The sequence below is a fragment of the Bacteroides graminisolvens genome (assembly GCF_963666085.1).
Lineage (GTDB): Bacteria > Bacteroidota > Bacteroidia > Bacteroidales > Bacteroidaceae > Bacteroides > Bacteroides graminisolvens.
In genome coordinates, this window is sequence record NZ_OY762556.1 from 1917461 (window position 1) to 1930180 (window position 12720).

Sequence of the window (12720 nt, forward strand, 5' to 3'; positions counted from 1 at the left end):
TTCTTCAAATGATAAATAGCATAAAGAACATATCAGTAGTTTTTATTGGTGCCGGGAATCTTGCTACAAATTTAGCAAAAGCACTTTATAAAAAAGGTTTTAGTATTCAACAAGTGTATAGCCGTACGGAAGAATCTGCAAAGGCTTTAGCCGATTTGGTTGAATCGACTTTTACCACTTCATTAGAAGAGGTCACCAATAATGCTTCTTTGTATATCGTGTCTTTGACAGATGATGCTTTATTGCAATTGTTGCCCAATATAACAAAAGGGAAAGAAAATGCGTTGATTGTACATACGGCCGGTAGCATTTCTTTAGATATATGGAATAGTTATGCGCAACGTTTTGGAGTGTTGTATCCCATGCAGACTTTCAGCAAAAAAAGAGAGACTTCCTTTCAGGATATACCTTTTTTTATTGAGTCTAACTCGCCCGAAGATACTGAGTTACTTAAGAAAATAGCGTCAATACTGTCGGATAAGGTGTATTACGCAACGTCACAACAACGGTGCTCTCTTCATTTGGCTGCTGTTTTTACTTGCAACTTCACCAATCACATGTATGCATTGGCAGCGGAGTTGCTGGAGAAAAATAATTTGCCTTTTGATGTGATGATTCCCCTTATTAATGAAACCGCTGCAAAAGTGCATTTACTACCTCCTTGTGATGCGCAGACCGGCCCGGCTGCTCGTAATGACGAGGAAGTCATGAGAAGACACTTGAAGATGTTATCTGATGATCCCGCTACTCAAAACATTTATAAGTTACTGAGTGATAGTATTATCTCAAAAAAGAAATAATATGAGTACGATAAATTATGATTTAAACCAAATAAAAGCGTTGGCTTTTGATGTAGATGGTGTGTTGAGCTCGGATGTGTTATCTCTTCACCCCACAGGAGAACCTATGCGTACTGTTAATGTAAAAGATGGATATGCATTGCAATTGGCTGTGAAATTAGGATTTCATGTAGCGATTATTACAGGTGGCAGAACAGAAGCGGTACGTAAACGTTTCGCCGGCTTGGGGATAGAAAATATTTATATGGGATCTTGTGTGAAAATTCATGATTATAGAGATTTTCGAGATAAACATGGATTAAAAGATGAGCAGATTTTATATATGGGAGATGATGTTCCGGATATTGAAGTGATGTGCGAATGTGGCTTGCCGTGCTGCCCTAGGGATGCTGCTGCTGAGGTTAAGCAGGTGGCTCTTTATATTTCTCATCAAGATGGTGGGTGTGGCTGCGGCCGTGATGTGATTGAACAAATTTTAAAATCTCAGGGCAAGTGGATGAATGGCGATGCTTTTGGGTGGTAACTAAGTTCTAATTAATTAGATAATCGTGTTAGAAGATTTAAAGAAATATTCAGTCGTCTTGGCTTCGAACTCACCTAGACGAAAAGAATTGCTAAGTGGTTTAGGGGTCAATTTTACTGTAAAGACGCTTCCTGATGTAGATGAGTCGTTTCCCGATACTTTAAAAGGTGAGGAAATACCTTTATTCATTGCTCGGAAAAAGGCGGATGCATATAAAATGCTATTTTCATCTGTAACTTCAAATGAAGTTGAAGAACCTTTGTTGGTTATAACAGCCGATACAATTGTTTGGATAGAGGACGAGGTATTAGGTAAACCTGCCAATGCAACAGAGGCCAGAGTTATGCTTAGCAAGCTATCCGGAAAAAAACATCAGGTTATTACAGGAGTGTGCCTGACTACCGCTTTATGGCAAAAAAGTTTTGCAGCAGTTTCCGAGGTTCAGTTTTCATCTCTTACTGAGGAGGAAATGGATTATTATATTCATAATTACTGTCCTTACGACAAGGCAGGGGCTTATGGTGTGCAAGAGTGGATTGGCTTTATTGGCGTTGAAAGTATACAAGGAAGTTATTTTAATGTAATGGGACTACCTATTCAACGGCTGTACCGGGAATTAAAAACAATCAAATAAATAAAGTGAGCTGCTTTTAAGGGCAACTCACTTTCTAGAAAAACATCGATATGTAATAATCTCTTCACAGAGCGTTTTAATTTCTTTGGGCGAATATATCTTCTATTTTTGAAACGACAGCTTTTTTCTGTAGTTCCCATTGGCTGGTATGTTTGTTCATTTTATAGCAATACTGGGTAACTAGATTTGTATCGTTATTGGTTACATAAACATACTTCTGAGAAGGAAGAAATCCTTTTTTTGAACTAATCCATTCGCCATATTCTACAACAGTCTCATCCGTATGGCGGCTGATGTTCATTTTTGATTCTTCAACCCATTTGACTTTAGCCGGGTTCCACTTATAAGTTACCTTTTCGGCTAATTCTCCATTTAGATCATACTTATACTTATTCATTTTAACGGGAAGCATGCTATAGGATGCTTTGTCGAGAGCATAAATTTCGCGGACTACAACTTTTCCTTCCTTTAAAGAATCATTGTATATAAAACTTCTTTCACCTCCTTTGTTGGAGTTTGCGGCTGATGCCATTCCACATGCTGATAACAATAGAGTAACTGATACAATTACTTTGCTGATAAATAATGTTGTTTTCATACTTGAAATATTTAATTGGTTTTTAATTCTACCTTTTGTTTATTAGACGTAACTCGATTCCATGAAGTTGCATCAATCTGAATATTTTCCAGTGAATTATTCAGTATCAGTATGAAGACAATAGTCGTGCCGTTTGTTTAGTGTGTTGATAATCAGCTATTTACATAAATAAAAGGGTGTTCAGAAATGAACACCCTGTACTTATTTTATAGTCGTTACGTTATAGTAAGTCAATCAATAAAGGAATGTCATTTTCATGAATGCCATTCTTTAGAAGTAATTCTTTATCTTGGTAGAAAAGTTCTATGAATCGTTCTTTTGAATTTATAGTTGAAAAAGCTTTATTATATTGCGATAAAGCTTGATCTATTTTTTTAGTACACAGGTATGCATGTCCTGCATTTAGATAATCCTTGTAATTAGGCTTCATGGTAAGGACTTTCTCGTAGTAAATGACTGCTTGCTCCAATTTATCGTTGGCCAAAGAACACCAAGCTATTGCCCGCCATGATTTAATGGAAGCCGACCCCATGAAATCTAACTTAAAGAAGTAGTTAATAGCTTCATCATATTTTTTAAGTTCGGCTAAACAGACACCAATGTAATATGTAACATTTGGATTTTCAGTTAATACAGATTCTACTTTTTTATAATAGCTAAGAGCATTGGAGTAATTTTTCGTTATTCTATAACAGGTGGCCAGATGACGCATTGTCCACACATTGTCAGAGTGAATCATGTCTGCTTTTCGGTACGCCTCTATTGCTTTATCGTATTCTTTTAGTTTTTGGAAGCAAAAGCCTAATTTCTCAAAAAGATCAGCTTTCCCTTTAGCTAACCCGATAACTTCCGAATATACTTCCGCTGCCTTATCAAAATGCTCTTTGCTAAAATAATAATTGGCTAAAGGCAGAAGGTACTCTTCTTTATATAATACATCACGAAGAGTATGATGACGATGAATATTGATGCTTCCATCGAATATTGTTGGAAATTCCTTACGTGACTGATGCAACTTAAAGAATCGATAGAGACTGTGCAAATACTGCCTGCATACAATGTTAGGTTGAGTGTCTCCTTTTTTGGCACTCAGAATTTGCATATCATCTGTGAAATCATTGAGTTGTTGTTCGGTCAGTTGTGAGAGCATTTGCTGCCTTTGAGACTCAGGAACATGTTGAAGTGTGAAGCAAAGAGAGTACTTATCACTATCACAGAAAATGGTACTGTCAAGTATGAGATTGACAATATTTTTGGGATCTGTGCCTTCTTGTAAAACATTGACAACCATAGAGTGCTGTTTGTCAAAAGGATAAAACCAGTTGCTCAATATTTCAAAGAAGGGATATCTTTTGAGTTGTGAGAAAGAACTCATATAGACATCTGCTCCTTCTTGTTGCAATTCACCAACTTCGCGCATCATATCCTCAAAATCCGATTGTTTTTTATTACTGTTCCAATCGGGGTTTTTATCTTCGTTGTCATCGTCTGTTTCATCCAGAGGCAGATCTAAGTTTTGCGTGGCATTTTTAATCATCTCTGGAATAATTTCTTCACGCATTTTTTTATCGATTTTCTCGGTCTCTTGGCAAAACAACCATTGAATATGCATTCGATTTAATTCTTTGCCAAACTCAGGCATTTCATTCAGACTGTTGACTTGTGCTCTGATTTCGGGATACAGATGCATTCGTTCTTCGTATAAGTGGATGTTGAATGCTATTCCTACCAACGCACGTTGATTGACATTTGTTGAAGTATGGAGATAAGCGTCAAGTAACCATTTCATTTTTAAGGAATCAAAGCAAATGAGTAGGCTCATTGTCACAGCACTGACCATAAGGCATAAATCATTCCCTGCCACATTCGATGTCTTAAGGAATGAATCTGCTGCTAGTTTGTCTGTTTTGTCCCAATGAGTATTGAGATAGATGTAAGTGAACATTTCAGCCAAGATATCCTCGTGTCTTTTGCGAATCTGATCACTCTCAAATGAGTTGTCTTTGATGTCTAGGTTTGAATCGATGCACCATGTTTCAAGCTCAGTTTTTATTATTTCAAGATTTTTGTTGTTATGACTGTTTGAGTAGGCAGCTTTTAATCTATAATAAGAGTTGTACTTATAGTTAGCCAGTTGGCTAATTTTCATCCGGTCGTTGATCTCCAATGTCTCTGCCAATAATTTCATATATAAGCTATGACGTTCGGGATCTTCAACTCCCTTTTGCATGTATTGTAGCATGCTTGTATATGAAAATCTTATTTCATCCAGTTTATATTGTAATTCTGCTTGAGCTATTGTTTCCACTAACGGAGCCAAGAGTGAAATAGCTTCGTTTAATCGTTGATCCAATATCAGCTTTTTTATGGCTGTATGTTGTAACTCAATATATTCAGCACTTAGAAAATTGTTGTCCATCTTACGTATTGTTTATTTTCTGATCCATGTCAGATATTTCCATAATCCCTCAAAAGGGCCATGCTTATGTCGCTTTAACCACCATGAGCAAAAGCTCATTTGTAGAAGTACAAAAAGAATGCCAAAAAGAAAACTTAATGTATGATTCATGTTGGGACTAAGGAAAAAGCCCCAATGATAGAAGAAAAGCGATCCGATAATAGATTGTCCGATATAATTTGTCAGACTCATCTTCCCATAACTGCTAAAACGCATTAAGAAACTGCGATTTTTTACTTTGTAAAAGGTAAGTAGCCCTCCCGTCACCAAAACTAACATGAAACTCAAATTAGTAAGTGAATAAAGAATCAGGTTTAGTGGCTCATAATAGGCTGGTCGGTTAATAAATTCAGGGAGTAAGTTCTTTAATCCATAGAGAGGGAAAAATAGGATTAGTGCAAATCCTAATGTCTTTAACCAAATGAGTTCATGTTTGGGGGTATAGATAAAGAGCTGACGTCTGCCTATTAGCATGCCAAACAGAAAGAGGGCGGCAGTTTGCATGATCCGGCCATGTTCAAAAGCCCAAGTGAAGTTTGCCAGCTGTCCTTCCCATAAATTCATACGCAGTGTTTCAAGAAAAGTTCCGTTTTTCTGTATATCGTACGCTACACCGAAATAGTAATTAGATAGGCTTTCGCCAGGCGTATAGGAAGTATCAATCAGAGCATAAATTAACTTCCCCCAGTCGAGTGGCTGCAATATGAGCAGCGTAGCAATAATCGTTATTGTTCTATCATTGAGCTTGCAACAAACAGGTAATATGATTCCAATTATGGAATACATCACTAATATTTCTCCTGTGAAAAATGAAGCGTTAAATTGTCCGATGATAAATAATAGGACCAATCTCCATAAGAAACGTAGGCGAAAATCTTTTCCTTTTTGATTTTGATTGTTATTTTGAATATAAAAGCTAAACCCAAACAGCAAAGCAAAAACGGCATAAGCTTTGCCGCTGAATGTGAAAAACAAACCATCCCAAATAATGCGATCAGTAAATTTCATCCATTCAAATGGCGGATTCTCAGGAAAGTAATAAAAGTTATAATGCTCAATGCTGTGTAATAGAATAATGCCCATCACGGCCAGCCCTCTGAGTACATCAGCTACATCTATTCGGGTATTATTCTGAATTGAAGGTGTCTCCATGTTATCAATTTATTGGTGGTTTAGAAACGCACTTGAATCTGCGTTTGAATTCTGTTGTAGTTTTCACCTTTTTTATTGTCACAATAGGTATATTGCGCTTGCAGGCGGCATTTGGGATAGAACCAATATTGTATGCCCGCAACGTAGTTTTGCTGTTTGTAGTCCATATCCTTATTTTTATTTAGGTAATCATAAGAAAGAATGATGTCGAAGTTCTTGCATGCATGATAGTTTGTTGTTGCATAAAAACCTTCGCTTTTCACATTACCATCCTTACCTGCCAGATATTCTGCACGCAAATTAAGCGGCTTCGTTTTTAAAATACTCCCCAATGACCAACGGTTACGGGTGTAGCTTTGATCTTTCTTAATGTCAGGATTAATGTCTGACGTTTCAACAGCACAACCTTTTCCCTTAATAAAGGAGCCGGTTACTGATATAATTTTAGCCGGATTGAAGGTGATATATCCTACAAGGTCTTTGTTATCGTTTTTATCTTTGATATTTATACCTTGTCCGTTCATTACTGCCAAATTGTAACTTAATCTTTTTTGGAACAGGTCTCCAAAAATCATAAATCCCATATCACGACCGGTGGATGATCCATATAACTTATCGCTATTATCAACTCCAGCTAAATAGTTGGTTGCTTGAGAGCCGCAATTAATTAATTCTATTTCACTGGGAGACATTTGATTCTCCATAGCATACATTGTTTTGAATTGTCCTAATCGGGCTGTTAATCCGGGCAAAAATTGATAGTCGGTATATACTTCCAGCAAGTTACCTCCACTATTAAAGTTGTACATAAAGTAGCATGACCATTCTTTGGTTATTTGTCCGTGTGCCATGAAGATGATGCGTTTAACGTCAAAAGTATTGGTGGACTCCTTTAGATCATCATATGTGTAACCCGCCTGAGCATAGCCCGATAAGGTAATTCGCTCCTTGAGGGTGTTGATTACTTTATCTGTTGTAATTTGTGCATGAGAAATAAACAGTGTAAAAACAGAGGCTATTGCCAGTAGTATTCGTTTCATAAAAAAAGTTATTTGTTATTTTTCAATATTTACTTGTTCAGATTGAATATATGATGAATCGATAACGCTTGTGTATTGAAAGGATTTATGAATGATGTTTTTTTCTATCAACCATGAGGCACATTTTTCTAAATCATCCATTGAAGGTAATGATGCATATGTATATTGTGGTAATGCAATGATACCGGCTAAAGCCTCTGGTATACCAATTTCTTCTATTAATATTTGTTTTAAAGAGTCAGTTGGATGGTTTTGTATATAATCTACTCCAAGGTTATAACCTTTGATTAGTAATTCTATCTCCTTTTTCTTTTCTTTAAGAGCTTTTACCGAGAAAACAGTTCCGGTTACCGATATATTTAATTCGCTGGTACTGGTCAGTGATTTATGTCCATTACTCATGGCTATAGTAGCATACGGGTCAGGAAAAAGTGAGGCGTCAATTTGTCCGTTTTCAAGCATTAATAGTCTCAAAGGAATATTATCAATTTCCGGTCTGTTGACTTGTTGCGGTAGAATTCCTGCTGTTTTGATTATAAAGTCTGTTGTGTAATCAACGACTGTATTTCTAGATACAGCAATGTTTTTGTTTTTAAGTTCTTTGATCGAAGTGATGTTACTGCCGTTCCTAACAATCATGCATAGATAACTTTCATTTCTCATGATAATTTTCAAAGGAATACCCGAAGACTTAAGTTGAAATGCGCTGAGAAAGTCGGTTATGGTTCCATCGATTTGTGCCGATTGAAATGCATGGTCTCTATCTGTTGAGGAATAATATTTAATCAGGTTAACTGTTAATCCTAATGTATCATAGATACCGGCCTTTTGAGCAACAATAAATGGTAGATAGTCAACAGAAGGCATTACTCCCAAAGTGATGACTTTCATTGGTGTGTGAGAAATATTTTCTTTCTTTCGGGTAGGAGTACAAGCCGTGAATAATACCAGAATCGTACCTATGTATAGGATGTGTCGCATAGTAACAAAGATAAAGTTCCGATTATAATAGGAAAGGCAATTTTCCTAGAAGTGTAGGAAAATTGCCTGAAATATGCAAAAAGAAATTATTCTTTGATTGCTGCGATACCGGGGAGAACCTTACCTTCAATTGCTTCTAGTAAAGCACCACCACCAGTTGATACGTAGGATACGCCATCGGCTAATCCGAATTTATTCACACAAGCTACTGAATCGCCACCACCAACTAAAGAGAAGGCTCCATGCTTTGTCGCTTCAACAATGGCTTCTCCAACAGAGCGTGAACCATGAGAGAAATTATCAAATTCAAACACACCTGTCGGTCCGTTCCATAGGATCGTTTTAGATGCTTTAATAACTTGTGCATAAAGTTCTTCTGTCTTGGGGCCGATATCAAGACCACTCCATCCATCAGGAATCTGATCAGCGTCAACAAACTGAGTGTTTGCATCGTTAGAGAAAGAATCTGCAACCTTAGCGTCAACTGCAATAACTAACTCTACGTTGTTCTTTTTAGCTTTTTCAATTAATTCTAAAGCCAAATCTAATTTGTCGTCTTCACAAAGTGAAGAACCAATTTTTCCACCAAGTGCTTTAGTGAAAGTAAAAGTCATACCGCCAGTAATGATTAGATTGTCAACCTTAGAAAGTAAATTTTCAATGATTTCAATTTTTGAAGAAACCTTAGAACCTCCCATGATTGCTGTGAACGGACGTTTGATGTCATTTAATACTTTATCAACCGCTTTCACTTCTTTTTCCATCAAATAACCAAACATTTTGTTGTTTACATCAAAATATTTAGCAATTAATGCAGTGGAAGCATGTGCGCGGTGAGCAGTACCGAAAGCGTCATTTACATAACAGTCTGCATACGAAGCTAATTTTTTGGTGAATTCTTTCTGACTTTCTTTCACCGCTTTCTTAGCAGCAGCTTTTTCTTCGTCAGTAGCATCTTCTGCTAAACCACGAGGTTTGCCTTCCTCTTCTGCATAAAAGCGGAGGTTTTCAAGCAACAAAGCTTCACCTGGTTTTAAGGCTGCCGCTTTAGCTACTGCTTCTTCACCCATGCAATCGTTGGCAAACTGAACTTCTACGCCCAATACTTTAGAAACGTGATTAACAATATGCTTTAACGAGTATTTGTCTGTTACGCCTTTGGGACGGCCCAAATGAGAACCTATAATCAGACTGCCGCCATCTGCAATAATCTTTTTTAGAGTTGGGAGAGCAGCGCGAATACGATTGTCATCTGTAATGTTGAAGTTTTCGTCCAATGGAACATTGAAATCTACTCTGACAAATGCCTTTTTACCGGCAAAGTTGAATTGGTCAATTGTTTGCATAATACTCTATTTTATTTAAAAGTGTTATATTATTTTCTGTAGACTGCAAAGTTACTATATATTTCTATTTTTTGCTATGAATTTATCATTTATTCTTTATGTGTCTACGAGTCTTTTTCAAGTTTATGAGAGTCTGAATAATATTTGCAGAAAGGCCTTAATCCACATTGATCACACTTTGGAGTTCTTGCCTGACAAACATACCTCCCGTGCAAAATGAGCCAATGATGTGCGATAGGAATAAGGCCCTTTGGAATGTATTTTGTCAACTCTAGTTCTGTTACCAATGGATTTTTAGAGTTAGTAGTGAGTCCGATACGGTTTGAAACCCTAAACACATGGGTATCAACTGCCATAGCTGCTTTGTTGTATACAACAGATTGAATGACATTGGCTGTTTTTCTGCCTACACCAGGCAATTTAATAAGTTTTTCTAGTGTATCGGGCACTTCGCTATTAAAATCATTCACTAACATGCGAGCCATTCCTACTAAGTGCTTTGCCTTATTATTGGGGTATGATATGCTCCGAATATATTCAAATATTACTTCAGGCGTACTTGCTGCAAGTGCTTCGGGAGTAGGGAAGTCTTTAAATAATCGGGGGGTAATCATATTAACCCGTTTGTCTGTACATTGTGCAGATAAAATAACTGCAATCAGTAGCTCGAAGGGGTTATTGTAATGTAGCTCAGTTTCAGCAATTGGCATGTTCTTTTGAAACCAATCTATTACATTCTCAAATCGTTCTTTTTTTCTCATACTTACTTAAATACTTAGGTGTATATTAAACGTTATCTCATCTTATTTCGTTCAAAGTGAGGGGTTACTTTGAGCTTAAAAAACAATGCCGAGATAACGGTGAGCAGGGCACCGAAAAAATAAGCAGTATCAAAAGATGTGATTTGAGCAATATATCCGCCCGACATAAGACCAATACCTATGCCTACGTCCCAAGAAGTTAGATAGGTGGAAGTAGCTGTACCTCGTTTGCTGTTTGGAGCTAGGTTAACAAATAAAGAATTGAAGGCCGGAAACATGGTTCCAAATCCAACTCCTAGCAACAGAGCTATCAGGAAGAATAAGACTGTTGTAAATTCAGGGTTCCATTTCATCAATGTTCCACATAAACTAAGTGAGAAAAAGCAAAAACAGACTAAATACAGACCTAATATGATGATTTGTGTGATGCGCCCTTTGTCGACTTGTTTTCCTGAAAAAAGACGTGAGACGGCCATGCCAAAGGCCATGAATGTAAAGAACAATCCGGAGCTTAATGTGATACCTATTTTTTCAGCATACATGGCCACGTAGGTTGTTGTCATGCCATAAGGAATGGACAATAATAAAAGAGAAATGCCTGCAGGAATACCTTTCAATAAAATAAATCGATCAAATGATATAGGCTCACTTTCAACCGGCTGTTTGGCAGGAGTTCGTACCAAACAAGCCATAATGAATCCCAATACGCCTGAAGTCAAAGAGCAAATAAAAATAGTGTTGAATGAACAAGCTTCATGCATGAATAATCCTACCATAGGTCCTATACTCATAGCTGTATTGTTCATTAAACCGTAGTATCCTACTGCTTCACCCCTACGCGAAGAGGGTGTAATGTCAATAACGATCGTGTTACCTGCTACGGTTACCATACCAAAAGCCAGTCCATGAACAATTCTTAGCATTATAAATAGACTCAGAATTCCAGCCAAAAGATAGCCTGCGAAAATGGCTGTAAAAATAAAATAGGCGATGAGATAAAGTGGCTTTCTTGACAACGTGTCAAGTAGGTATCCCGAAAAAGGGCGGATGCAGAGTGCTGCAATTGTATAGCAGGAAAGAATGATACCAACAGTGGCATTATTTGCATTAAATACCTCAGTCAGGTAGAAAGGTAAAACAGGCAGAATGAGGTAGAAAGCAAAAAATAATAAGAAGTTTGCAGCAAGTATCCGACAATAGTCAATTGTAACAAGCCTATCTTTAGTCATAATGAACCGTTTTACGCAAAGATGCAGAGCGTTTACCCTGCATCTTTCATTTTAATATTGAGAAATCTGTTATGTCAGAATGCAGTTCTTAATAGGCTGCCTCAAATTCTTTTAGGAAGCGCATATCGTTTTCTGAAAACATACGCAAATCTTTTACTTGATATTTCAAGTTGGTGATACGTTCTATACCCATACCCAATGCATATCCGCTATATATCTTGCTATCAATGCCGTTGGCTTCGAGTACATTAGGGTCAACCATGCCACATCCTAAAATTTCTACCCAACCGGTATGTTTGCAGAATGGGCATCCTTTACCTCCACAAATGTTACAGCTGATATCCATTTCTGCACTTGGTTCTGTGAATGGGAAATACGAAGGACGCAAACGAATTTTAGTTTCCGCGCCAAACATTTCTTTTGCAAATAACAGTAGAACTTGCTTTAAATCAGTAAATGAAACATTTTTATCAATATATAACGCTTCTACTTGATGGAAGAAACAGTGTGCACGGTAGCTGATTGCTTCGTTGCGATATACGCGTCCCGGACATATAATGCGGATAGGAGGCTGCGAAACTTCCATCACTCTACTTTGTACGGACGAGGTATGTGTGCGCAACACTACATCGGGATGTGCCTCAATAAAAAAGGTATCTTGCATGTCACGAGCCGGATGGTCTTCTGCGAAATTCAAAGCGGAAAAGACATGCCAATCGTCTTCTATCTCAGGACCTTCAGCTATGCTAAAGCCTAATCGGCCAAATATGTCAATAATCTCATTTTTTACAATTGACAGTGGATGACGTGTGCCTAATTTGACAGGATAGGCAGAACGAGTAAGATCAATCTCAGCTGAGCCATTGTCTTGAGCTTCGAATTGTTCTTTTAGCGCAGTTATTTTTTCCTGTGCCAATGTTTTCAGTTCATTCAGTTTTATGCCTACTTCCTTTTTCTGCTCGGCAGCCACATTACGAAAGTCTGCCATCAAATCATTAATGGCGCCCTTTTTACTAAGGTATTTTATACGAAGGGCTTCCAACTCTTCTGCGTTTGAAGCTTTCAGAGTCTCGACCTCTTCGAGAAGTTGTTTAATTTTGGCTATCATATCTTTATTAATTTAATACGCTGCTGGACATTTGTAAAAGAGATGCAAATATACAAGTTTATCTTTGAATAATTTAATTTATGGCTAATT

The 12720-nt window shown here is 37.3% G+C and carries 12 protein-coding genes; 3 read left to right on the plus strand and 9 right to left on the minus strand.

Annotation, left to right across the window (positions count from 1 at the left end; all coding sequences use genetic code 11):
• The first annotated feature begins 8 nt into the window (after positions 1 to 8).
• Genes ACKPCE_RS07885 through ACKPCE_RS07895 form a run of 3 tightly spaced genes read left to right on the plus strand, consistent with a single transcriptional unit; the run spans position 9 to position 1957 of the window.
• A complete protein-coding gene (locus ACKPCE_RS07885; RefSeq protein WP_319504758.1) occupies positions 9 to 800 on the plus strand; it encodes a Rossmann-like and DUF2520 domain-containing protein in 792 nt (263 codons plus the stop codon).
• A gap of 1 nt (position 801) precedes the next feature.
• A complete protein-coding gene (locus tag ACKPCE_RS07890) occupies positions 802 to 1323 on the plus strand; it encodes a KdsC family phosphatase (RefSeq protein ID WP_319504759.1) in 522 nt (173 codons plus the stop codon).
• Between the two features lie 25 nt (positions 1324 to 1348).
• Entirely contained in the window at positions 1349 to 1957 is a 609-nt protein-coding gene (locus tag ACKPCE_RS07895; protein WP_319504760.1) for a Maf-like protein, read from the plus strand.
• A 76-nt stretch (positions 1958 to 2033) separates the two neighbouring features.
• Here the strand turns inward: ACKPCE_RS07895 and ACKPCE_RS07900 are convergent, their stop codons facing one another.
• The 9 genes from ACKPCE_RS07900 to pheS form a co-directional block, all read right to left on the minus strand.
• Positions 2034 to 2555 (minus strand): DUF3836 domain-containing protein, encoded by a 522-nt coding sequence (locus ACKPCE_RS07900; protein ID WP_319504761.1) that lies wholly within the window; start codon positions 2553 to 2555, stop codon positions 2034 to 2036.
• Between the two features lie 220 nt (positions 2556 to 2775).
• Positions 2776 to 4974, minus strand: a complete 2199-nt coding sequence (locus tag ACKPCE_RS07905; protein ID WP_319504762.1) for a tetratricopeptide repeat protein — start codon at positions 4972 to 4974, stop codon at positions 2776 to 2778.
• 12 nt (positions 4975 to 4986) lie between these two features.
• Positions 4987 to 6165, minus strand: a complete 1179-nt coding sequence (locus ACKPCE_RS07910) for a DUF418 domain-containing protein (protein ID WP_319504763.1) — start codon at positions 6163 to 6165, stop codon at positions 4987 to 4989.
• A gap of 20 nt (positions 6166 to 6185) precedes the next feature.
• The gene (locus ACKPCE_RS07915) at positions 6186 to 7205 is read right to left on the minus strand and encodes a porin (protein ID WP_319504764.1); all 1020 of its coding nucleotides are present in this window, start codon (positions 7203 to 7205) and stop codon (positions 6186 to 6188) included.
• Positions 7206 to 7220: 15 nt separating this feature from the next.
• Entirely contained in the window at positions 7221 to 8096 is an 876-nt protein-coding gene (locus ACKPCE_RS07920) for an ABC transporter substrate-binding protein (RefSeq protein WP_319504765.1), read from the minus strand.
• Between the two features lie 176 nt (positions 8097 to 8272).
• On the minus strand, positions 8273 to 9532 hold the full coding sequence (locus tag ACKPCE_RS07925) for a phosphoglycerate kinase (protein ID WP_276963011.1): 1260 nt from the start codon (positions 9530 to 9532) through the stop codon (positions 8273 to 8275).
• 104 nt (positions 9533 to 9636) lie between these two features.
• A complete protein-coding gene (gene nth, locus ACKPCE_RS07930; protein ID WP_319504766.1) occupies positions 9637 to 10293 on the minus strand; it encodes an endonuclease III in 657 nt (218 codons plus the stop codon).
• Between the two features lie 32 nt (positions 10294 to 10325).
• Complete coding sequence (locus ACKPCE_RS07935; protein ID WP_319504767.1) at positions 10326 to 11522, minus strand: MFS transporter; 1197 nt, start codon at positions 11520 to 11522, stop codon at positions 10326 to 10328.
• Positions 11523 to 11610: 88 nt separating this feature from the next.
• Complete coding sequence (pheS, locus tag ACKPCE_RS07940) at positions 11611 to 12630, minus strand: phenylalanine--tRNA ligase subunit alpha (protein WP_024997520.1); 1020 nt, start codon at positions 12628 to 12630, stop codon at positions 11611 to 11613.
• Positions 12631 to 12720 lie beyond the last annotated feature (90 nt).

Bases quoted from the DNA above. Each gene is read 5' to 3' on its own strand.
- ACKPCE_RS07915 (WP_319504764.1), bottom strand. From the start codon at position 7,205: ATGAAACGAATACTACTGGCAATAGCCTCTGTTTTTACACTGTTTATT.
- ACKPCE_RS07910 (WP_319504763.1), bottom strand. From the start codon at position 6,165: ATGGAGACACCTTCAATTCAGAATAATACCCGAATAGATGTAGCTGAT.
- ACKPCE_RS07935 (WP_319504767.1), bottom strand. From the start codon at position 11,522: ATGACTAAAGATAGGCTTGTTACAATTGACTATTGTCGGATACTTGCT.
- pheS (WP_024997520.1), bottom strand. From the start codon at position 12,630: ATGATAGCCAAAATTAAACAACTTCTCGAAGAGGTCGAGACTCTGAAA.
- ACKPCE_RS07925 (WP_276963011.1), bottom strand. From the start codon at position 9,532: ATGCAAACAATTGACCAATTCAACTTTGCCGGTAAAAAGGCATTTGTC.
- ACKPCE_RS07905 (WP_319504762.1), bottom strand. From the start codon at position 4,974: ATGGACAACAATTTTCTAAGTGCTGAATATATTGAGTTACAACATACA.
- ACKPCE_RS07900 (WP_319504761.1), bottom strand. From the start codon at position 2,555: ATGAAAACAACATTATTTATCAGCAAAGTAATTGTATCAGTTACTCTA.
- nth (WP_319504766.1), bottom strand. From the start codon at position 10,293: ATGAGAAAAAAAGAACGATTTGAGAATGTAATAGATTGGTTTCAAAAG.
- ACKPCE_RS07890 (WP_319504759.1), top strand. From the start codon at position 802: ATGAGTACGATAAATTATGATTTAAACCAAATAAAAGCGTTGGCTTTT.
- ACKPCE_RS07920 (WP_319504765.1), bottom strand. From the start codon at position 8,096: ATGAAAGTCATCACTTTGGGAGTAATGCCTTCTGTTGACTATCTACCA.
- ACKPCE_RS07885 (WP_319504758.1), top strand. From the start codon at position 9: ATGATAAATAGCATAAAGAACATATCAGTAGTTTTTATTGGTGCCGGG.